Source organism: Pseudomonas sp. AC193 (assembly GCF_979258075.1).
Genome location: NZ_OZ409832.1, coordinates 3040703 through 3062902, shown reverse-complemented (window position 1 = coordinate 3062902; position 22200 = coordinate 3040703). Strand labels below are relative to the sequence as shown.

Sequence of the window (22200 nt, the reverse complement as noted above, 5' to 3'; positions counted from 1 at the left end):
ATTTTGCATACTGCCAATTCAGAGTTTTGGATCATTCCTGAAACTGTCGCCATCTTCAATAGTACCATGTAGTTCTCTATGGTATTTCTTATGTACGGTGCCGGTAAGCTCTACCATTGGCCCTGGTTCATCACCCGTCACGTGGTGAAGGTTTATATATTTTCCATCTGGACCAATTGGGGCGTTCCCGTTTTTCATAAGATCCAGGTTGCTCCACCCGTCCTCTTCGATTTTTTTGCGTATCCGAGGGTCAACGCTTTTATCTATTGTGCTAGGGATCCCAGGCTCCACGTCTACAGAATTTTTATAGACTTTACGACCCAGTACTTCCTCGGGTTTGTATTTGGTGCTCGAAAATTTGCGAATATCTTTTTCGGGAGTACCCGGCTCCTCCGGGCAATCACCAGGAAAACAACTCAACCCCAACGGATCCACCCACCCCGTAGGGTTAGGCACGTACTGGTAGTTATTCAACCCACCCGCAAGCTTGATCGGATCCGGCGTCAAAAACCGTCCAGTACCCGGATTGTAGTAGCGGTGCCGGTTGTAATGTAACCCTGTCTCCGCATCGAAATACTGACCTTGGAACCGTAACGGGTTATCGATTTCGCTGATGTCCAACTCGGCGAGGTTGCCGTAGGCACGGTATTTCGCCGACCACATGATCTCTCCGCTGTAGTCGGTGAGTTCTTGAGGGGTGCCTAGGTGGTCGAGTTGGTAATAGAACGGCGTTGCCTTTATGGGGCCTTCGCCATCGAGCATGGCCAGTGGGCGGAAGCTGCCGGGTTCGTAGATGTAGGTGCGATAGCGATTCTCGGCGCTTTCGGCGATCAGGCGTTCACCTTGCCAGAGGAACTCGGTGGTCTGACAATTAACGGTTTTCTCAATGCGACGGCCAAAGGCGTCGTATTTGTAGCTGGCATTGCTACCACCGGGCAGGCTGACACCAATCAAACGGTGCTGGCAGTCGTATTGGTATTCGGTGACGAGCTTTTGTCCGGCACCGCGGCGTTCGCGGGCGAGATTGCCGTAGGCGTCGTAGTCGTAATGCCGGTCGCCTTGCATGAGCAGGCGATTGCCTTTGACATTGGCGAGGTTGGCAGCCGGCAGGTCACTTTGACCCAGCAGGTTGCCGGCGGGGTCATGGGCGAAGGTTTCGGGTGTGGCGCCGCGAACGCTGATCAGCCTATCGAGCGGATCGTAATGGTAGCTGCGATTGCCTTTGCGGCTGTCGTCAATGCCGGCGAGGTTGCCGTTGGAGTCGTAGTTGTAGCGACGCTGGAACAGATTGCGATCCTGCTGACCTACGGTGTGCGCTTGAAGCCTTCCCTGTTCGTCGTATTGGTATTGGCTGAGCAGAACGCCTTGTTGGCGCTGTTGTTCACGGCCAGCATCGAACTGGTGCGTAGTCAGGCGCGAACCATTGAGGTCGATACTGCTCAACCGACCGCCGGACAAGTGGCGATAATCGAGCGTGCTGCCGTCGGGGAGTCGGCACTGGCTCAGTTGGCCGACGCTGTCGTACTCGTAACGCGTGGTACCCCAGCCCTGGTGTTCCGTGATCAGTCGGTCTTGTACATCGTATTCATAGGCGAGGGGCCAGAGGCCATCGTTAACGTTTACCAGGCGACCCAATGCGTCGTAGCTGTAATGGATTTCTTCGCCGTCAGCGAGGGTTTTGACCAGCAAGCGGCCAGAGGTGTCGCGCTGATACGCGGTAACCAGCTCACTGCCATCGTCACCGAATTCAGTTTTCTTCAGCAGCTTCCCGTTGAGATCGTACTCGTACGCGGTGCGACGCCCGTCGAAACCGGTTTCCTGCTGGATCAGGCCGTTGGCGTAGTAATCAAGGTGGTAATTTTCGCCGCGTTCGTTTTCGATCTCAGTGAGCAGCAGGCGCGCATTGTCGTAGCGATAACGAAGTTGGCTACCATCCGGGTTGATTCGACGACTGACCAAGTGGAGATTGTCGGCGTATTCATAGCGAGTAATACGCCCAAGCTCGTCGCGTTCTGCGGTGACGCGCCCGTACGGGTTGTATGTGAACGCGCGGTTAGCGCCTCCCGGCAGGGTGATCTGTGCCAGTCGGTTAGCGGCATCCCATTGGTAATGAGTGATCGCTCCGGTTTCTTCCTGACGCGTAATTTGTCTGCCGAGGGCATCGTAGCGGTACTTGCGCTGGCCACCGTCGGGCAGACGCTCCTCCAACAATTGGCCGAGGTTGTTCCAACCCAGCTGGTGGCGGCTGCCGTCGGGATGACGGATCTCCAGCAAGCGGCCTTGGCGGTCGTAGCTGTAGTGTGTCGAGTTACCATCAGGGTCGATTTGTTCGGTGATATCGCCTTGGTCGTTACGCCAGTAAATCCACTTGGCAGTACCGCGATTCACCACTCGGACAAAGCCGTTGTAGTACTCGTAAGTGGTTGGCGCGTCTTCTGGCGGAATCACCGCGACCAAGCGACCTGCTTCGTTGTACTGATACTCGGTGACCGCACCCATCGGGTCTTTTTCTGCGATCAATCGGCCCTTGTCGTCGTAGGCCTTTAAGTGCTCAGCACCATCCGGATCTACTTTGGCGACGAGTCGTGCCTTGTCATCGTGGGTGTAGACCTCTTCGCTGCCATCGGCATTGATAACCGTGACGCTGCCTTTGTCATCCCACGCGTAGTGCGCATCCATCTGAGAGAAACTTGCCCAGTGATGAATGCAACGCGCGGACTTGCCTTCCTTTTCCCATTCCCAGTAAAAACTTGCGCCGCCGGCGAGTTGCCGCTCAAGAATAACGTTTTGCTCGTTGTAGGCGTAACGCTCGGACTCTCCCAGCGCGTTAGTGGCTTTGATCAAGCGATGTTGAGCATCGTATTCATAAGTGGTCAGCGTCTGGACGGTGTTCCAGGCGTCTTCAAGATTGTCAGCCGGAATAAATTGCTGATAATCGATGGCGACAATGTGCTTGCGGTCGTAACGGACGAGTAGGGCGCGGCCGGCCCCATTATCCACGCGCTTGATACGCCCATGGATGTCTCGCGTGATATGCAGGCGGTTGTCGTAGTGGTCGCTTATGGCGATCAGCGTCGCGCCTTTGCTGTTGAAGCGGAAGTGATAGAACTGCGGTTTATCGCCAGCTTGTGTCAGCACGAGTTCGGATGGATCGTCGCCAAGAAAGATCGCGGCTTCCGAAAGGCTGTTAGTGATCGCCGGCCGTTGTACGCTGGGCAGTGGGAAAGTGGTGACCCGGTTTTCGTGATCGGTCCATACAACTTCATCGCCGTTGATGTCCACTCGTTGTGCGAGCGCATGACTCCAGCCATAGCCCAGGCCGCAGTCGATCTCAGCTGCACTGGTTCGGTAAAGGCGAGTCCAACTGAACGGCAGCAAGCCACCGAGCTCACCATCAGTAATTGTCAGCAACTCTTCGCCCGTAACCATAGAGACAGGGCAGCCATTGGTGCAGGTCTTTTTGGCGCACGTAGCACTTTTGTCATCGGGTGTTTTGGACTGATTAGACGCGTCGTCGACTTTTTCTTTCGGTTGTAACGAGCCGCTATGTTTTTTGTCTCGTGGAAACGACGAGGCATCCTTGACCTCTTGCTTCGGAGTGTCCGCCGTTTTAGGTAGCTGCTTCTGGGGAGGCTTTTGCGCCACTTGGTTGCGCGGAGCCCCTTTCGGCGCTTCAGCAGCGGCTTCATCGATCTTCAATGCAGCCGTTTTAGCAGGCTTCATCGGGACGTTTTTGGCGCTAGCGATGACGGGTTTCGACACTTCCGCGTGCGCTGGCAGGCTGTGCTTGTTGCTGAGGGTCATCAGCGTTGAGGCGAGATCCTCAAGGTACTTGACCGCTTCGCCGGACTTCACGGTAGACAGGGCTTTCGTTCCCAGTCGAATGGCGAGACCAGCGCCGCCAGTGAGGCAGATACCGAGTACTATGTTGATCAGAAACTCCGAGGCGATCCCTCCGATGACATCAACCACAACTTGTGGCGGCAACATACCGACCCACGCCACGATTGCCGATACGTAGATGAACATCAGGGGTTCGTCGCTAAGGATCAGCAGCCCCGAGGCGATCGACTCTTTAGATGCCGCGTAAAGTTTGTCGATCTCAATATCTGTCAGGTAGTTCTTCAGCTTTTGATAGTTTTTCTCCGGATGCGCTAGCAGCTCGAAGAGACTCTTGATGTCATCCCAGAGTCGCAGCAGGGCTTCTTCGAAAGTTTTCAACGCTCTTTTGAGCAAAATCTCCGAACGTCCGATACGATCCGCTGCCGAGTAACTGGCCCACTGTGGCTGGAACTTGCCCGACCATTCGCTTTGCAGCCAGCCGCCAAGTTTGCCGATGACACCTTGATACGAATCATAGAGCGCCTTCACATCGCTCTGAGATACGTTGGGAAAAAGGTGATGCGATAGGTTTGCCCTTTCTTGGCGCCTTCGATCACTTTGATACCGCTTGGGCCGATCATGGTTTCGATAACCGGGCCGGTGACGTCGTCGTAGAAGGTGCCTTTGGTGACAGGCTCCAGTTTGACGGGGGTATTACCAATGGGCACGAAGCGCGCTGACTCGAACATGTGAATCAGCGTGAAGTCACCTACCAAAGGGCAGGTAGCATAGGTTTTCACCGCGCCGGTTTCGGTTTTCCGTTCGGTGATAGTCACTTCGTTACCGACCTTGAAGGTCTGGTCGACATCGAGCGCCCAGCCAGTCCAGAAGCCGTCTGCCCACTCCTTGTAATCGCTCAGGCAGTTTCTGAAGTCATTGAGAATCAGGTTCACGTCAGGCGCTTTCGCGTCCAGCACGCGCAGAACCAAGGTACCAATTGGGTCGTTCATGACGTGACTTCCTTTGTCAGCTGTGCAGCGAGACGCTCTGCCATATCTTCTGTGTTTGGGTTCTGGCGCACGAAGCGCTCAACCTTTCTGCGCAAGTTGGCTTCAGGGAATTCGAAGTACAACTGCGGGCAATCCTCTGATAGCCACTGCATCAGGTTCTCGACGACGGTGGTGTGATCCTTTTGCGCGAGGGTATCCAACAGCGATTGGGGCACCTCCCACCACGGCCACTGTTTTGCGGGAGGCACAGTTCTTATGCCGACCTCAAGGGTTTGTCCGTTGATCAAATAGCGTTGGAATACCGGGAGCAACTCGCCTGCTGAGGCGCCTAAACCTTCAATGATCGGGTAGATGTGTCGACCGTCCCAGAACCTGAAAAACACCTCAGTAGCGTCCGGCATTTTTACCTGAGTCAGGCTGCGCAAATGCTCCAGCACCGTTTCCGGCGCGCTGGTGGATACCGCCAGCCAGCCCCAATCCAATGCATCGGTTTCGGCCACCCATTCGAGGAAACGCGTACCGGCCGTGATCTCAGCGAGATAAGGCATGACCGGAAGCCAGTCGGCGTAAGGCGTTCCGCTCCAGATGGACAATAGTTGTGGCGCGGCATTTTGCTGATAAAAAGGTTTTAGCGGCGCGGCATCGCTCGCCGCGCTAATCACCAAGTACAGTCGCTCACCAGTTTGCAGCGGCTGTTGTGCCAGCCAGTCCTTGGGTGTCAGTCGATCAGATGGCACAGGCACCTGCCTTGCATTTTTCGCACTCTTCGCAGAATGGCGCGTTGCGTTTGAGGGTGTTGATTTGCGCCGGGGTCAGGACTTGGCCGGCCTTGTCGGCATCGGCCTGTTTGAGGATGCCGGGCATCAGCGGGGCGGCGCCGGTTCCGGTGCCGGGGCTGCCGCCGGAGTTCATGTTGATCACCGGGCCGCTCATGGTGACGCCGCCGGCGTCGATTTTGATGAAGCTGCCGCCGCCGATGAGGGTCAGTTCGGCGCCGGCTTCGAGCACGACTTTCATGCCGCTGCTGAGGTGGATTTCCTGGCCGGCGTCGATGAATTGGCCGGTGCCGATTTTGATGTGCTGGTTGACGCCCACGGTGAGGTGGTCGTTGGCGCGCGCTTCGACTTTGCGGTCGGCGTAGACGGTGTGGTGTTCTTCGGCTTTGAATTCGCTGTAGCTGTTTTGCTCGACGGTGTCGTGGCGCTCGTTGCCGACGCGGATTTTCTGGTCGTGCTCGATGTTCTCGTCCCAGTCGCGCTGGGCGTGCAGGAAGATCTGTTCCTGACCTTTTTTATCTTCGATGCGCAGTTCGTTGTAGCCGCCACCGCCCATAGAACTGAGTGTCTTGAACGTGCTGCGGGTTTTGTTCGCCGGCAGCTCATACGGGACGGTGTTTTCCTTGTGGTACAGGCAGCCGCTGATCAGCGGTTGATCGGGGTCGCCTTCAAGGAAGGTGACCAGCACTTCCATGCCGATGCGCGGGATGGCGATGCCACCGTATTGCGCGCCTGCCCAAGCGCTGGAGACACGCAGCCAGCAGCTGGTTTTGTCGTCGGCCAGGCCTTCGCGATCCCAGTGGAATTGCACTTTGACGCGGCCGTATTCGTCGCAGTGGATCTCTTCACCTTTGGGCCCAGTGACCACGGCGCTCTGACTGCCGAGGATGCGCGGTTTCGGGTGGTTCAGCGGCGGGCGGTTCGGCACGTCCCACGGCGTGGCCTGAAAGCGGTTGCGGTAACCCTGATGGAAATCGTCTTTCAGCGCGGTGGTGTCACTGGTGACCGACTCTTCCAGCACCTGCGGCTGCTTGCCTTCGTGGAGGACTTCGGTGAGCAGCCAGAGGTCATTCCATTTGGCTTTCGGGTGTTGCGTCAGCGCGAGAAAGTGGCCGCTGACCAGCAATGGCTGATCGCTTTTGCCTTCGGCGAGCTGGAAGTCGCTGCGATGGCGTTCGAGGGCGCGTTTGGCCAGGTGTTTGCCGCGCTCGCGGTCAATGAAACGGCCTGGGTAGTCGTAGTCTTCGAGGTCGGGCAGGGCGTCGCCACGGTTTTCGCTTTCGAGGGTGAGGCGCGGTTTTTCGAAGTCGTAATCGCGGCGGGTGGTGCGGCTGGTGCGAGTTTCCAGGCGCAGGTCGAAGCGTTTGATTACCGGATCGCTGGCGACCATGCCGGAGTCTTGCTGATAGGCCACGGGCGCGAGTTTCGGGAATATCGTCTGGTCATCGCCGAACAGCAGTTTGTGGCCCATGGCGCTGTGCTGGAAGTGGTAGTGAATGCCTTCTTCTTCGCACAGGCGCTGGATGAAATGCAGATCCGATTCATCGTATTGCACGCAGTAAATGCGCTCGGGATAAATCGAACCGGTCTTGAATTCGTAGGCGTTGCCTTGGATACCGTGCTCTTCAAGCACCATGCCGATGATTTTCGGCACTGTAAGGTTCTGGAAGATGCGCTGGTTGACGCGGTGCGCGAGGTACGCGAGTTGCGGGCGCAGGGTCACGGAGTAGCGAGTCAGGCGTTTGCCGGAATCGCCTTGCGCGGCGCGGTAGATCTGGCCGTGAATGCCGCTGCCGTCGGGCGACAGTTGCAGAAAGGCCGGTTTGTGCAGCAGGGTTTCGAGATCCAGCGACGGCTGCTCACTGACCAGCTCCACCTCGAAGACAAAAGGCTGGCTGATGGCTTCCCGGCCTTGCAGGGTAAACACCTGAAAGTCAGCGGAAAGACCTTCGATGGTCAGGGCAAAGTGGGTTTCATTGGCCGGCGCGAACATCCCTTGTTCCTCGTGCTGTCACAAAAATCTGGAGTTGCGAAAACAACATCGACCAGCAGAGCTGGCCGATGCTTGTAACAATCAGCCGTAATTAAACGACTGGAGCACGCCAGTCATCGGAACCCGAAGTACCGGATACTTCGTGGGTCCAGGTGATTTTGCGGTAGGTGAACTGCACTTCTTCCAGGTGGGTGAAGTGCGAGTTGCCTGGATCCTGGCAGTTGTGCATTTTGTTGTTGATGGCGACGATGATCGCGTCTTCCAGTTTGGTGGTGTAGTAGTGCTCTTGGGTACCTTGAGCAGAAGTACGGAACCACTGGATAACGATTTCGCTCATGCGCTCGCCGGAGGTCAGAGCAGCTTGCAGCAGAGGCGAAGCCTTGTCGTAGACCTTGGTGATCACAACTGGCTTGTGAACGCGCTGACCGGTTGGCTGACCGGATTGTGGGTCACGCGGGATGATCACGTCGTGGCTGAAAGCCTGAACCATAACCTGGTCTTCGTGGCCTTCCTGGTAGGTGTTGCCAACGGAGTCGGCGGTGAAGGCGCCGGCAGTGATCAGGCCTTGTTTTTCGCCGGTAACCGACATGTACGCTGGTGTTGCCATGGGGTGCTCTCCTTGCGGAATAAAGTTTAGGTGCCCGGAGGCGAAAACGCCCGGTGGGTGCCTGACAGTTATCAAGGAGCGTGCCAACAGGTTTTAGAGCCAGTGAAACCGGGGAGTTCGCTAATGCGCAGAGCTGAATTCAGGATGACTTACGGTGATTCATGGCGAATGTGCGCAAGAAGTTGCGCAGTGGTGCGCAACTTCTTGCGCACTCGCCTGAAGCCCTTGTCGCCTCTGGTGTGTAGCGGGATTGATGGCCGCGGATCATCAACAAGTGCGCAACTTCTTGCGCATCAAGGCCTGATGCCATCACCCGCTCATTTGAAACGATCCTGCGTTACTGAGGGTCAATCACTCACACCCGCAGACCTGCGTCTGAAAATTCCTCAAACCGAGTGAGACCGAACGACATGAAAATTCTGATGGTTCTGACCTCCCACGATCAATTGGGCGACACCGGCAAGAAAACCGGCTTCTGGCTGGAGGAGTTCGCTGCCCCGTATTACGTGTTCAAGGATGCCGGCGCGCAGCTGACACTGGCCTCGCCCAAGGGCGGTCAGCCGCCGCTGGATCCCAAGAGCGACGAGCCGGACGCGCAGACTGAAGCGACCGGGCGATTTCGCAAGGATTCTGCGGCGCAGTCGGCGTTGGCTTCGACGGTGACGCTGGACTCTGTGAAAGCGGCTGATTTCGATGCGGTGTTTTACCCGGGCGGTCATGGGCCACTGTGGGATCTGGCCGAGGATCGGCATTCCATCGCGTTGATCGAGGCGTTTTATAACGCGGGTAAACCGGTAGCGGCGGTGTGTCATGCGCCGGGCGTGTTGCGCCATGCCAAAGGTCCGGACGGTGAACCGCTGGTCAAGGGCAAGCAGGTGACCGGGTTTACCAACAGTGAGGAAGAGGCGGTGCAGTTGACGAATGTGGTGCCGTTTTTGGTTGAAGATGAGTTGAAGGCCAAGGGCGGGATTTTTTCGAAAGGGCCGGATTGGTCGGTTTACACCCGTGAGGATGGGTTGTTGCTGACGGGGCAGAATCCGGCTTCTTCGGAAGAGACGGCGTTTGCGTTGCTTTCAAGATTGCGCTGAGGTTTTTTTAAGATCAAAAGATCGCAGCCTTCGGCAGCTCCTACAGGGGGAGTGCGCAGCAAAAGGTAGGAGCTGCCGCAGGCTGCGATCTTTTCAGCGGTTACCCGAAAGCGCGGCCAAGCTCTCATCAATTGAGCGCTTTTGGGTTTCGGCATATAAGCCCAACTCGTCGATGGTCGCGCGACCCAGTGCCTGTTCGAGCGCCTGTCGGTTGGAATGCTCGCCATAGTGCGTTTGCGCGGCATCGCCAAGGTTCGACTGAAAAATCCCCGCAGCGCTAACCGGCAGGAAATCTTCGTACACCAGCGGTTCTGCCTTCACGTAGCCATCGCGCAGTAATTGCTCCAGTGACGCGTCGCCAAGTCCTTGCGCCGCAAGTCCCTTTTCCGTAGCGAAATAGCGAAAATACGCCAGCCCTTGTTCGCGCATGCCCTCGACGCTGTCAGGAAATTCGCCAAAGTGCTGAGTCATCAGTGCGTTGTAGTGTGCGGCGTTGGCTTCGTTGGGGAAGTCCCCCAGTTCATCGCGAGCAGCATTCAACAGTAAGTCATACAGGGCGCGACCCTTGGGTGTGAGTGCTGCACCGCGCTGTTCGATTTCGCCGAATCGCGCGCTGTGGCTGCCTTGGGTTTCGTCTTGATCGGTGAAGGCGATCGGCTCATCCAGCGCTTTGAAACTGGTCTGGCGCAGCAAGATCGGGCACTGCCTGCGCGGCGGGCCTTCGATCACGGCTTTCGGGGTGATGCCATGGGCGGGCATTTGCTCTTGCACGCGGTCGATGTCCAGCGTGCGCGGGGTCAGATGGTTGATGTGCGGGCCTTTGAAGGCGACTACGTCGGCGATCAATCGATGTTGAGCGCTGAGCGTCTGGTACTGCGCGGCGGTGACCGTTGCGCTGTGATGCCAGCGAAAGGTCTCCAATGCCTGTAGGACGAACTCCTGTGCTTCGTTTTCCGTCAGTCCGCCAGTCGTTTCTGCCTGGGAAATCAGACGCAACGCTGTAGGGGTAAAGATCGAACGCTTGGCCAGCACGGATTCAGCGAAGGTGCGCACATCGGGATCGTTGATCAATTCCAGCCGCAGCAACGACGTGAAGACCCTGAACGGGCTGACTTGCAGCGAATCCTCATGCACCGCGCGAAACGCCGTGGAATGCACCGGCACACCCGCCGGCGTCAGATCGTAATAACCCACTGGTTGCATGCCCATTACCGCAAACAGGCGGGCGAGGGTGGCCAGTTCGGTCGCAGTGCCGACGCGGATGGCACCGTGGCGTTCCATGTACAGCCGTTCGATTTCGCCGGTGCTTTCCAGTTGCCGGGCAATTTGCGTGTCCCGGTCAAGAACGCTGCGATTAGTCTGTTCGACCAATTCCATCAGCGCGCCGTACAGCGGCACCTCTTCGCGGTACATGTCGGACATCGCTTTGGAGAAGCGTTGGCGGATCAGGTCGGGGCTGACGAACGGCTGCACGGTCATGAAAAAAATTCCTGCCACGGTCACGTATTGGATAGATGAAAAGATCGCAGCCTTCGCCTACGTCGGCAAACGAAGAATCCTACGAACTTCATTCTGCCAACGACTGATCCACCAGTTCGATCCAGTGCATGACTGGCGTGCGGCCGGCGCTGGCCAAGTGGCTTTGGCAGCCAATGTTTGAGGTGACGATCAGCTCAGGACGGCCGCTCTCCAGCGCATTGAGGCGGTTGTCGCGCAGTTGCCGGGCCAGCACCGGTTGGGTCAAAGAGTAAGTCCCTGCTGAACCGCAGCACAAATGGCCATCGGGGACAGCGGTGAGGTTGAAACCGATGCGGGACAAGACTGCTTCGACGGCGCCGCCAAGTTTCAACGCGTGCTGCAAGGTGCACGGGCAATGCACGGCGATGCGTCGTTCGCTGGCGGCGCACACTTGCTCCAGCGGTTCTCGGGTGAGGATCTGCACCAGATCCACGGTCATTTCGCTGACGCGCTGCGCTTTCGCCGCGTAGACCGGATCGTCCGCGAGCAAATGCCCGTAATCCTTGATGAATGCGCCGCAGCCGCTGGCCGTTTGCACAATTGCTTCGGCGCCGTTTTGCAGATGTGGCCACCACGCGTCGATGTTCTGTCGGGCGCGGGCGAGGCCTTTGGCTTGGGCGTCGAGGTGATAATCCAGCGCACCGCAACAACCGGCCTCGGCCACCGGCGTGACGCTGATGCCCAAGCGATCCAGCACCCGCGCCGTCGCGTCGTTGGTGTTCGGCGACAAACCCGGTTGCACGCAGCCTTCGAGCAACAACACACGGCGAGCATGCCGAGGGGCAGGGCGCGAACCGTTGACCAACAGACGCTGCGGCAGTTTGCTCTCAAGCAAGCGCGGCAGCAGTGGGCGAAACGTTGTGCCCACCCGCAGCAGTCCTTTAAACAGTCGCGGATTCGGCGCCAATGCGCGCAGACCTTCGCGCAATAGACGTTGAGCGGCCGGGCGCGGCACCGCGTGGTCGACCACCGCGCGACCGATGTCGAGCAAGTTGTGATAGTCGACGCCGGACGGGCAGGTGGTTTCGCAGTTGCGGCACGACAGGCAGCGATCCAGATGCAGTTGTGTCTGCGCGGTTGGCGGCGCGCCCTCGAGCACCTGCTTGATCAGGTAGATGCGCCCGCGCGGGCCGTCGAGTTCGTCGCCGAGCAATTGATAGGTCGGGCACGTCGCGTTACAGAAACCGCAATGCACACAGGTGCGCAGGATTTTTTCCGCCTCGGCGGCGCGGGGCAACTGTCGCGATTGTTCGCTGAGGGTGGTTTGCATGGCTAGAACTCCGCGTACATCCGCCCAGGGTTGAACAGCCCTTGCGGGTCGAGTTGCGCCTTGAGTTGTCGGTGATAGCGCAGCAATGTCGCGGGCAAAGGCTGAAACGGTGATTCGCTGGCGCCATGGGTGAAGCAGGTCGCATGGCCACCGAGTGACTGGGCGAGGGCATGAATGTCGGTGCTGGAGGATTTCAGCCAGCGTTGCGCACCGGCCCAGTCGATCAGTTGTTCGCCGGGCAAGTCCAGCGGCCCGAGGTTGTTCGGCAGCGACAGGCGCCACAGCGGCTGGCCTTCGTCGAAAAAGCTCAGGCGCTGCTCATTCAAATCACGCCAAAACGACGAGTCCAACGCTTCGCCACCGAGGCGTTGATGCGCTGCGGTCACCGAGCCTTCGCCGCCCTCAAGACGCAAATAAAGGCTTTCGCCATCGTGACACGCGGCGCTGATCGGCAACGGTTGCTGGCCCCACTCGGCCAGTTTGGCCAGCGCCCGCGCACAGTCGATATCGAGGCGAATGCTCAGGCATTGGCGGGGTTTGGGCAGGACTTTCAGCGAGACCTCGGTGAGCACACCGAGGCAGCCGAAACTGCCGGCCATCAGCCGCGACAGGTCATATCCGGCAACGTTTTTCATCACTTCACCGCCGAAACGCAAATGCTGACCGAGGCCGGTGATAACGCGCGTGCCAAGCACGAAATCCCGCACTGAACCCGACCACGGTCGCCGAGGCCCGGACAATCCTGTCGCGATCATTCCGCCGACCGTGGCGCTGTCGGCAAACGACGGCGGTTCGCATGGCAACATTTGCCCATTTTCATCCAGCGTCGCGAGCAGTTCGGACAACGGCGTGCCGGCGCGCGCAGTGATCACCAGTTCGGTGGGATCGTAAGCCACGATGCCGCGATGCGCGCGAGTGTCGAGCACTTCACCGGCCACCTCGCGACCGAGAAACGCCTTGCTGTTGCCGCCCTGAATTTTCAGCGGTGTGGCATTAGCCCGCGCTTCGTTGACCTGATCGAGCAAGGCGTCGACGTCAGCCATCAAAAACGCTCCAGTTCTGGGAAGGGCAGTTGCCCGGCGTGAATGTGCATCGCACCGAATTCAGCGCAGCGGTGCAGAGTCGGAATGTTTTTGCCGGGGTTGAGCAGGCCTTTCGGGTCGAACGCGGTTTTTACTGCGTGAAACAGGCTCAGTTCGTCGCTGTTGAATTGCGCGCACATTTGATTGATTTTCTCGCGACCGACACCGTGCTCGCCGGTGATGCTGCCGCCGACCTGCACGCACAGTTCGAGAATTTTGCCGCCCAAGGCTTCGGCGCGATGCAGTTCGCCGGGTTGGTTGGCGTCGAACAGGATCAGCGGGTGCATGTTGCCATCGCCGGCATGGAACACGTTGGCCACGCGCAAGCCGTATTCTTCGCCGAGGCGGGCGATGCCTTGCAAAACGCCGGGCAATTCGCGGCGCGGGATGGTGCCGTCCATGCAGTAATAATCGGGTGACAGCCGACCGATGGCCGGGAAGGCATTTTTGCGTCCGGCCCAGAAACGCACGCGCTCAGCCTCGTCGCGGGCCTGGCGCACTTCGGTGGCGCCGGCCAGATTCATGACCTCGCGCACGCGTTGGCAATCGTCGTGGACGTCGGCTTCGACGCCGTCGAGTTCACACAGCAGAATCGCCTCGGAATCCACCGGATAACCGGCGTGGATAAAGTCTTCAGCGGCGCGGATGGCGAGGTTGTCCATCATTTCCAGGCCGCCGGGAATGATCCCCGCTGCGATGATTTCAGCGACCGCACGACCAGCCTTTTCCACCGAATCGAAACTGGCCAGCAGCACTTTCGCCACTTGTGGTTTGGGCAGCAGTTTGACCGTGACTTCGGTGATGATCCCGAGCAAACCTTCGGAGCCGGTGAACAGCGCGAGCAGGTCGAAACCGGGAGAGTCGGGGGCGTCGGAGCCGAGGGTCAGGCGTTCGCCTTCGATGGTCAGCACTTCGATTTTCAGCAGGTTGTGCACGGTCAGGCCGTATTTTAGGCAATGCACGCCGCCAGCGTTTTCGGCGACGTTGCCGCCGATGGAACAGGCGATTTGCGAGGATGGATCCGGCGCGTAATACAAGCCAAACGGCGCGGCAGCCTGGGAAATCGCCAGATTGCGCACCCCGGGTTGAACCCGCGCGATACGGGCGGCGGGGTCAATGTGCAGGATGTTGTTGAAGCGTGCCATGACCAGCAGCAGGCCTTTTTCCAGTGGTAACGCGCCACCGGATAAGCCGGTGCCGGCGCCGCGAGCGACCACGGGGACGTTGTTTTGGTGGCAGAGTTTGAGCAGGGTTTGCACTTGCTCGATTCGCCGGGGCAGGGCGACCAGCATGGGTGTGGTGCGGTAGGCGGAGAGGCCGTCGCATTCGTAGGGTTTGAGTTCTTCTTCGCGCCACAAAATGTCGAGATCGGGGATGGCTTGTTGCAGGGTTTTCAACAGTTGGACTTTATTAACGTCCGGCAGCGCGCCGTCGAGGCGTTCGTCATAAAGAATGTTCATCTCACACCCGGTTCCATGGATGCACACTTTCCATTGTGGCGAGGGGATTTATCCCCGTTGGGTCGCGCAGCGGCCCCAATCCTGAGAGTGCGGTGTGTCTGATACCACTCAATGGAAGAGCTGGGGCCGCTGCGCAGCCCAACGGGGATAAATCCCCTCGCCACAGGAATGGGTTGATTACATTCATGCGCGTTGATTACCCAAAAACTCCCGATACAACCGCGCGGTATTCGACGGCTGTTCGACCATCGGCATGTGCCCGACGTTATCCCACACGTCCACGCGCAGATTGGCGATGCCCTTGCTCCAGACCGGCACGCTGCTGACGTCGATCAGCCGATCCTTGCGTCCCCAGAGCAGCAGCGCCGGGCATTTGATGTCAGCGAGTTTCGGCTCCATCGGCGGGCTGGCGCGGAAGTCGCGGAAGATTTCTTCGAGGTCATCGCGATTTTGTTCGTAGCGCTGAGCGATCGCGTCGAGCACCAGTTTCGGCACCCACGGCGGCGATTCCATGGTCATCGCGTAGAAGTTTTTGAACTCTTCGCGGGAATTGATCAGAAACGGGTTATGCCCGCGCGCCAGATGCCGTTCCATGTCGCTGGCCTGCGGTGCAGTGACGCCGGCCGGGTCGATCAAGGCCACCGAGGCGATGCGATCCGGGTACGTCGCCGCCAGCCACGCCGCAATGTAGCCGCCCATCGAGTTGCCGATCACATGGACTTTCTCCACACCGCAGACGTCGAGCAACTGAATCATGCGTTTGGCTTGCAGCGGAATGTCGTAACCACCGCCCGCCTTGAAGCCAGTTTCGCCATGGCCGGCCAGATCCGGAATGATCACTCGATACTGCCGGACAAAATGCCGGGCGAAGCGCAGCCACAAATTCTTGTCGGCGCTGTAGCCGTGCAACATCAGGATCGCGCTGGACGCTTCATAAGGCCCACCCTGCCAGGTCGACACCGTCATCTCGGCGATCGGCACTTCGATTTTGTGCAACTTGTACAACTTGGCCTCGATGGCCATGTTCAGGTCGTACAGCCAATGGCCGACCGCCGGGTAACTCAACCAGCTCCAGGCCACGAATACTGCGAGGGCGACAAACAGCAAAAGCATCGACGTCTTCCTTTTACGTGTTCAGGACAGAATGTGGTCGGCCGGTTTCAGCGCCCGGGTCAACCGGTAATAACTGAAACTGAAGCCGGGAAACATCGCGATCACATGACCGCTCTTGCTTTGATACCAACTGTGGCAACCGCCGGACTTCCAGACCGTGCGCTCCATCTCCCGATGGATCATCTCAGTGTAGGTACGTTCCGCTTCGGGGCGCACTTCGATGCTGCGCAAACCTTTGGTTTTGAGCGTTCTTATGCAGTCGATGATGTAGTTCATCTGCGATTCGATGATGAACAGCGCCGATGTATGGCCAATGCCGGTGTTCGGCCCAGTGACGATAAACAGGTTGGGAAAGTCCGGCAGGCTGGTGCCGAGGTATGCGCGGGGATATTCGGCCCAGACATCTCTGAGTTGTACAGCGTTTTTGCCGCTGACGGGGTAGGAAATAACGCCGTCGGTGGCGTCGTAACCGGTCGACCAGACGATCAGATCCACATCGATGTGTTGGCCATCAACCGTGTTGATTCCGCTTTCATTGATTGAGGCGATGCCATGGTCGCGGCTGTGCAGCGTCACGTTGGGGCGGGTTAGCGCCGGGTAATAGGTGCTGGAGACCAACACCCGTTTGCAACCGATGGTGAAGTCGGGCGTGAGTTTTTCGCGCAGCACCGGGTCAGGCACCTGGCGTTTGAGAAACTTGAGAGCTTGCTTCTGCACCAGATGAATCGCTGGTTTCGAGTATTTGAAAGCGATCACGCGGGTTTCGAATTGCCAGTAAATCAGCCATCTCAGCAGCTTGTAGGCGGGTTTGATGCCGAGCAGCCAACGTTGAAGCGGCCCGAAAACGCGATCCGCGCGGGGTAATACCCAGTGCGGCGTGCGCTGGAAAACGTGTAAATGCTCGACCTCCGGAGCAATCGCCGGAATCACCTGCGCCGCGCTCGCACCGCTGCCAATGATGGCGACGCGTTTACCGCGATAGTCGTAGTCGTGATCCCAATTATTTGTATGAAATGTCTTGCCCTGAAAGCGATCCTGCCCCGCAAAGTGTGGGATCACCGGTTGGCTCAGCGGGCCAGAGGCGTTGATCAGAAACTGCGCGTAGTAAATACCTTTGGCGCTGGTGTAAACCGTCCAGCGTTTTTCCAGCTCATCCCACTCGACGCGCTCGACATTGGCCTGCAGTTCCACGCGCTCGCGGAGGTTGAATTGGTCGATCACGTGTTCGGTGTAACGCTGTAATTCCGCTTGCCCGGCAAACATCTGCGACCAGCGATACGGTGCAAACGACAGGGAATACAGCGGCGACGGCACATCCACCGCTGCGCCGGGGTAGGTGTTTTGGCACCAGGTACCGCCGAAAAAATCGCGTCGCTCCAGCATGCGAAAATCGTCGATCCCGGCCTTGAGCAAATTGACCGCCGCGCACTGGCCGCCAAAACCGCTGCCGATGATCAACACTTGATAACTGCGCATGGGCCTCCTTCTTATAGTTGTTTTTCCGTTTTGCTCCTTTCATGTATAGCCAAATATTCGGCCTGTAGGAGCTGTCGAGTGAAACGAGGCTGCGATCTTTTGATTGTTGTCAGAGCCAGGATCAAAAGATCGCAGCGTGCCACAGCTCCTACAGGGAGTGTGTTGTTGCCGTTTTGTGGCCGCTGGCCGGTGATGGCTATTTAACGTTGCCCTGATAGACTCCCAGCACATCTATTCAATGCTGTGCGCAGGTTCCGTCGAGTCATCGAGGCCCTTATGGGAAACACCGGGGGAAAAGGACTTTCATTGGCCAGGAGGCTTTATACATCGCGCACCATTGGGCTGGCGCTGGGGCTTGTTTGCGTCAGTGTGGCGATGTATCCGCTTGATCCGCCGGCCTGGGTGTGGGCGGTGATGTTGATCAACGGGGCCGTCTGGCCGCATCTGGCGTTTCAATGGGCGCGACGCTCACCCACGCCGTATCACGCCGAACACCGTAATTTATTGATCGACGCCTTTTTCGGCGGCTTTTGGGTCGCGGCGATGCATTTCAATCCGCTGCCCAGCGCCACCACCGTTTCGATGATGGCCATGAACAACGTCGCCATCGGCGGGGTGCGTTTTCTGTTGGCGGGCCTGGCGGCGCAGATTCTCGGGGTTGGCGTTGGTCTTGTGGTGTTTGCCCCGGCATTTGTTGCGGTCACTTCTCCCACACAACTTTACGCCTGCTTGCCGCTGCTGATGCTGTATCCGCTGGCGTTGGGCTGGATCTGTTTCCGTCAGGCCTACACGCTGGGGCAGCACAAACGCGAACTGCTGGCCCTGAGCCGCACCGACAGCCTTACCGGGCTGCTCAATCACGGCGCCTGGAAGGATCAACTGGACAGCATGTTTCAACGTTGCAAGCGACAAACTCAGGGCGCGGCGATTGCCTTGATCGATATCGATCATTTCAAGTCGATCAACGACACCTACGGCCATGTGGCGGGGGATATTGTGTTGCGGCAGTTGAGCAAAATGCTCAAGCAGAACCTGCGCTCCACTGATGTCGCCGGGCGTTATGGCGGTGATGAGTTCTGCGTGATTCTTCCGGACTTGCCGCTGTTCAATGCCGCGCAGGCGATGGAGGCGTTGCGCGAGCGGTTCGCCACGATGGTTTATGAGCAGAATCCGGCGCTGAAGGTCAGTTTGAGTATCGGCCTGGCGGCGTACGACCCCGCGCATGTTGACGCGACCCGTTGGCTCAATGATGCCGATCAGGCGCTGTATGAAGCGAAGGCGGGCGGGCGCAATCGGGTGATCTGCAATTGCGATAGCAAACCGCGACACGAGTTGCTTGATTCGGTCTGATAGCTGCAGCGCATTACCCTTGTGGGAGCGGGCTTGCTCGCGAATGCGGTGGGTCAGACGCTCAAATTGTGCCTGACACGCCGCCTTCGCGAGCAAGCCCGCTCCCACAGTTGACCGCGTTCCAATGTGGGAGCGAGCTTGCTCGGGAAGGGGCCCGCCGACCCAGCGCTTTACTCTTTGACACTCATGTATTCCTTAGCCCACAGGATGTATTCCTCAGGCTGGGTATAGGTGTGCGTCAATTCGGTCGCGCTCAGATCCGATGCCTGAGTGAAGATCTGCCGCTGTTCGCGCAGGCTGTCGTACGTCGCTTTGATCGCCGCAAAGTACGCACCATGACCGTCGATGGTCACGCGCACGCCGAGCTCGGCCAGACGCTTGTCGTCGCGCAGCGCCGGGTTGCCGTAGGTGACCAGCATCAGCGGCACGGTCAGGTGTTCGGCGATCTGTTCCAGTTGATCGAAGTCTTGAATGCCAACCATGCAGATGCCGTCGGCGCCCGCCGCTTGGTATTGCTTGGTGCGGCTGATGATTTCCTGGTTGGGCAGGATGCCGGCGTTGGTGCGCGCGATGATCGCCATTTCCGTGTCGACCCGGGCTTCCAGTGCCGCGCGAATCTTGCCGACGCCTTCGGCCACGGTGATCAGGTCGGTGGATTTGCGGCCGAATTGCGCGGGCAGCAAGGTGTCTTCGATGGTCAGGGCGGCGACACCGGCGCGTTCCAGTTCAACGATGGTGCGCATCACGTTGAGGGCATTGCCGTAGCCGTGGTCGGCGTCGGCGATTACCGGCAATTGCGCAACGCGGCCGATACGGGTGGCCTGTTCGGCGAACTCGCTGAGGGTGATCAGGGCAAAGTCAGGGGCACCGAGCACCTGCAACGAGGCCACCGAGCCACCGAGAATTCCCACTTCAAAACCCAGGTCAGCGGCGATGCGGGCCGACATCGGGTCGAACACCGATGCTGTGTGGTAGCAAGTGTCGGAGGCCAGCAACTGACGGAAGTTACGGCGCAAATCTTGATGAGAAAGCCTGGACATACGAGTTCCACCAATACAAAGGAATGGAAAGGCTTGAGCAAATGTGTCAACGCCGAAGGTTTAAAAGGCTATCACGCGAATGGGTCAAGGATCATGACGAATTTGCGCGGGCAGTGTTGGCGAAGGACTGTTTGCTGAAAGGTATCACCTGTTGGGAGGGGATTTGTCTGTGCTCAGGCAATTTCTGAAGTGAGGAGATTTTTTGAGGAGTGGAGATTACTGTGGCGAGGGGATTTAGCGAAACGTCGCACCGCCCCGATCGGCTGCGAAGCAGTCGTAAGACCGGCAAATGCGGTATGTCTGGATAAATGAGGTGGCTGTTTTGGGGCCGCTTCGCAGCCCATCGGGGATAAATCCCCTCGCCACAGGGGTCTCCTTGGCACATATACCACTATGGCGGATCGTCAGGCAGCGACAGCCTGCTGCTGTTGATTCGGCAGCATCACCGCGCGTACCGAATTGCCCGGTTGCAGCTGCAAACGTTGCGCCGTCAGGCGATCAACCACCAGGCTGCTGCCGACGCGGCGACCGCGGGCGACGGTGATCCGACAGTTTTCCAGACGACGGTTGTGGATCAGCCACAACGGCGCCTGTTCGTCCGGCGTGCCAAGGCTCAAGGTCAGTTCCAGGCTGTCGCGCACGGTGCGGATGTTGCGGATCGGCGCCTCTATCACCGGGCCGCCGTCAAAAATGTCGATGTAACCTTTGTGCGCAAATCCTTCGGCTTGAAGAATCTTCAGCGCCGGCTCGGTATTCGGGTGCGCCTGACCGATTGCAGCCTGCGCCTGTTCGGTGAGCAGGCAGGTGTACAGCGGCTGACGCGGCATCAGTTCGGCGATGAAGGATTTGTTGCCCAGCCCGGACAAGTGATCGGCATGGGTGAAATCCATCTGGAAAAAGTGTCGCCCCAGACTGTCCCAGAACGGCGAACAACCCTGCGCATCAGCGCTGCCGCGTAGTTCGGCGATCATCCTTTCGCCAAACAGATGCGGAAACTCGGCGACGAACAGCAAACGCCCCAACGACAACAATCGTCCATTGCTGCCGGTGCGCTGATCATGGCGCAGGAACAGCGAACACAGCTCCGATTGCCCGGTCAGTTCGTTGTTGAGGAACAGCGTCGGAATCTGCCGCTGAATCCCCAGATCCGGTGCCGAACTGACGGTCAAACCAACGCGATAGTTGTACCAGGGCTCGCGCAAACCAACAGCACCCGACATCGCGCTGACGCCGATCACCCGCTGGTCATCGTCTTCAAGCACGAACAGATAGTCGGCGTCGGCGCGTTCCACCTGTTCGGCGAACGCACGTTGCGCCCAGCGCACCCGGTGGGCCAGGCGATCTTCGTTGGCCGGCAGGGTGGTGAACCCCGGGCCGGCCTGTTGAACCAGCGTCATCAACGCAGGCAGGTCGCTGACTTTGACCGGGCGGACAATCATGCGGTAACTCCTTTTACGCGCCTGTTCGGGCGGCTCACAGGGCAATCAGCCGGATCGGGCTGCCTTCGCTCACGTGCAATGCGGCACACATGGCCGGGGTGAGGGCCAGTGGTTGCCCTGGCTGATAATCCAGTTCGGCGACAATCGCGCGGTAACCGTGCAGCGCGTCATTGCTCAGCAGATAACGGCCACGCGCATCGATCTGTGGTTGCGAATGGACTTGAGCGGTCTGGCTATGGGTGATCGAGCGAATGTTCGCGGTGCGCGCATACAGCGTCGGGCCAGCGTCGAACAGGTCGATGTAGCTGTTGGTTTCGAAGCCTTCGCGCTGAAGAATGTCGAAGGCTTCCTGACCGTCCGGGTGGATGCGACCGATACATTCCTGCGCCGCCAACGGCAGCATTGGCACGTAAATCGGGTACTGCGGCATCAATTCGGCGAGGAAGCGCCGGCTCTGCAAGCCGCACAGGCGCTCGGCTTCAACATAGGGCAAGTCGAAAAAATGCTTGCCCAGTGCATCCCAGAATGGCGAGTTGCCGTCCGCATCGCTGTAACCGACGATTTCGGTAATCACTGCCTCGGCAAAACGTTGCGAATGAGCGGCGATAAACAGCAAACGCGCTCGCGAGAGCAATTCAGAAAATGGCGTGCGCTCCAGCGCCGCGTCGATGTGGAAACCGCGCAGCAAGGTGTGATCGTTGAGGTCGTGGCACAGCGACAATGCAGGCACGCCGTGTTCGATGTTCAGCTCGCGCGAGGCACTGGTGAAGTGGCGGTTGCGCAGGCTGTAGAACGGTTCATCAAAACCCGCCGTCGAGACAATCTCGGAGCAACCGACGAGGCGCCGGTTATCCATATCTTCGAGCACGAAAAAGTAATTCTCCGGGCCGTGCGCGCTCGCATCGCGATCGAACGAAGCGCAGGACGCGGCGATTTTCTCGCGCAACCGTTCGCTGTCATCCGGCAGGGAGGTCACGCCCACCAGACTTTCACGGGCCAATTGTTGCAACTGAGGCAGGTCGGTTATCTCGACTGGGCGTAAGACCAGCATGGATGTACTCCTGTATCAAAAGATTCGGCGAATTCGCCGAACCTGACTATCACTGTCGGTTTCCACGCGCGAAATCAGCGGTCGCCTGATTTGTTGTCAGACGCC

Annotated in this window: 16 protein-coding genes; 2 read left to right on the top strand and 14 right to left on the bottom strand. The window is 58.5% G+C overall.

Going from position 1 to position 22200, the window contains the following annotated elements; all coding sequences use genetic code 11:
• Positions 1-18: 18 nt before the first annotated feature.
• The 5 genes from ACZZ0D_RS13815 to ACZZ0D_RS13795 all read right to left on the bottom strand — a co-directional run bounded on the left by ACZZ0D_RS13815 (position 19) and on the right by ACZZ0D_RS13795 (position 8208).
• Positions 19-4371, bottom strand: coding sequence for an RHS repeat-associated core domain-containing protein (locus tag ACZZ0D_RS13815; RefSeq protein WP_463553551.1), 4353 nt, complete (start codon positions 4369-4371; stop codon positions 19-21).
• A complete protein-coding gene (locus ACZZ0D_RS13810) occupies positions 4368-4832 on the bottom strand; it encodes a hypothetical protein (RefSeq protein ID WP_463553550.1) in 465 nt (154 codons plus the stop codon). Before ACZZ0D_RS13810 ends, ACZZ0D_RS13815 begins: the two co-directional genes overlap by 4 nt.
• Positions 4829-5569, bottom strand: coding sequence for a DUF4123 domain-containing protein (locus ACZZ0D_RS13805; RefSeq protein WP_463553549.1), 741 nt, complete (start codon positions 5567-5569; stop codon positions 4829-4831). The genes ACZZ0D_RS13810 and ACZZ0D_RS13805 overlap by 4 nt, the downstream gene beginning before the upstream one ends.
• On the bottom strand, positions 5559-7601 hold the full coding sequence (locus tag ACZZ0D_RS13800; protein WP_159812492.1) for a type VI secretion system Vgr family protein: 2043 nt from the start codon (positions 7599-7601) through the stop codon (positions 5559-5561). Before ACZZ0D_RS13800 ends, ACZZ0D_RS13805 begins: the two co-directional genes overlap by 11 nt.
• A gap of 91 nt (positions 7602-7692) precedes the next feature.
• Positions 7693-8208 carry an Hcp family type VI secretion system effector gene (locus tag ACZZ0D_RS13795; RefSeq protein ID WP_007919523.1) on the bottom strand — a complete coding sequence of 172 codons (516 nt, stop codon included), beginning with the start codon at positions 8206-8208 and terminating at the stop codon, positions 7693-7695.
• A 410-nt stretch (positions 8209-8618) separates the two neighbouring features.
• Here ACZZ0D_RS13795 and ACZZ0D_RS13790 point away from each other — a divergent pair, with 410 nt between their 5' ends.
• Complete coding sequence (locus tag ACZZ0D_RS13790) at positions 8619-9296, top strand: type 1 glutamine amidotransferase domain-containing protein (RefSeq protein WP_426617825.1); 678 nt, start codon at positions 8619-8621, stop codon at positions 9294-9296.
• 93 nt (positions 9297-9389) lie between these two features.
• On the opposite strand, the gene hglS is transcribed toward ACZZ0D_RS13790, so the two are convergent.
• The 6 genes from hglS to ACZZ0D_RS13760 all read right to left on the bottom strand — a co-directional run bounded on the left by hglS (position 9390) and on the right by ACZZ0D_RS13760 (position 17215).
• Entirely contained in the window at positions 9390-10775 is a 1386-nt protein-coding gene (gene hglS / locus ACZZ0D_RS13785) for a 2-oxoadipate dioxygenase/decarboxylase HglS (protein ID WP_463553548.1), read from the bottom strand.
• An 88-nt stretch (positions 10776-10863) separates the two neighbouring features.
• A complete protein-coding gene (glcF, locus tag ACZZ0D_RS13780; RefSeq protein ID WP_463553547.1) occupies positions 10864-12084 on the bottom strand; it encodes a glycolate oxidase subunit GlcF in 1221 nt (406 codons plus the stop codon).
• A 2-nt stretch (positions 12085-12086) separates the two neighbouring features.
• Positions 12087-13127, bottom strand: coding sequence for a glycolate oxidase subunit GlcE (gene glcE, locus ACZZ0D_RS13775; RefSeq protein ID WP_463553546.1), 1041 nt, complete (start codon positions 13125-13127; stop codon positions 12087-12089).
• Positions 13127-14626 carry a glycolate oxidase subunit GlcD gene (glcD, locus tag ACZZ0D_RS13770; RefSeq protein ID WP_463553545.1) on the bottom strand — a complete coding sequence of 500 codons (1500 nt, stop codon included), beginning with the start codon at positions 14624-14626 and terminating at the stop codon, positions 13127-13129. Before glcD ends, glcE begins: the two co-directional genes overlap by 1 nt.
• Before the next feature lie 183 nt (positions 14627-14809).
• Entirely contained in the window at positions 14810-15739 is a 930-nt protein-coding gene (locus ACZZ0D_RS13765) for an alpha/beta fold hydrolase (protein WP_212546123.1), read from the bottom strand.
• A gap of 21 nt (positions 15740-15760) precedes the next feature.
• Positions 15761-17215, bottom strand: coding sequence for a flavin-containing monooxygenase (locus tag ACZZ0D_RS13760; protein ID WP_463553544.1), 1455 nt, complete (start codon positions 17213-17215; stop codon positions 15761-15763).
• Between the two features lie 276 nt (positions 17216-17491).
• Between ACZZ0D_RS13760 and ACZZ0D_RS13755 the strand changes: the two genes are divergently transcribed.
• On the top strand, positions 17492-18565 hold the full coding sequence (locus ACZZ0D_RS13755; RefSeq protein ID WP_463553543.1) for a diguanylate cyclase: 1074 nt from the start codon (positions 17492-17494) through the stop codon (positions 18563-18565).
• Between the two features lie 170 nt (positions 18566-18735).
• Here ACZZ0D_RS13755 and ACZZ0D_RS13750 read toward each other — a convergent pair whose 3' ends face one another.
• From ACZZ0D_RS13750 to ACZZ0D_RS13740, 3 genes are all read right to left on the bottom strand, one after another.
• Positions 18736-19605, bottom strand: coding sequence for an isocitrate lyase/PEP mutase family protein (locus ACZZ0D_RS13750; RefSeq protein WP_053119221.1), 870 nt, complete (start codon positions 19603-19605; stop codon positions 18736-18738).
• 404 nt (positions 19606-20009) lie between these two features.
• A complete protein-coding gene (gene astA, locus ACZZ0D_RS13745) occupies positions 20010-21044 on the bottom strand; it encodes an arginine N-succinyltransferase (protein WP_463553542.1) in 1035 nt (344 codons plus the stop codon).
• Positions 21045-21078: 34 nt separating this feature from the next.
• Positions 21079-22095: an arginine N-succinyltransferase gene (locus tag ACZZ0D_RS13740; RefSeq protein WP_463553541.1), complete on the bottom strand. Its 1017-nt coding sequence runs from the start codon at positions 22093-22095 to the stop codon at positions 21079-21081.
• Between the last annotated feature and the right edge of the window lie 105 nt (positions 22096-22200).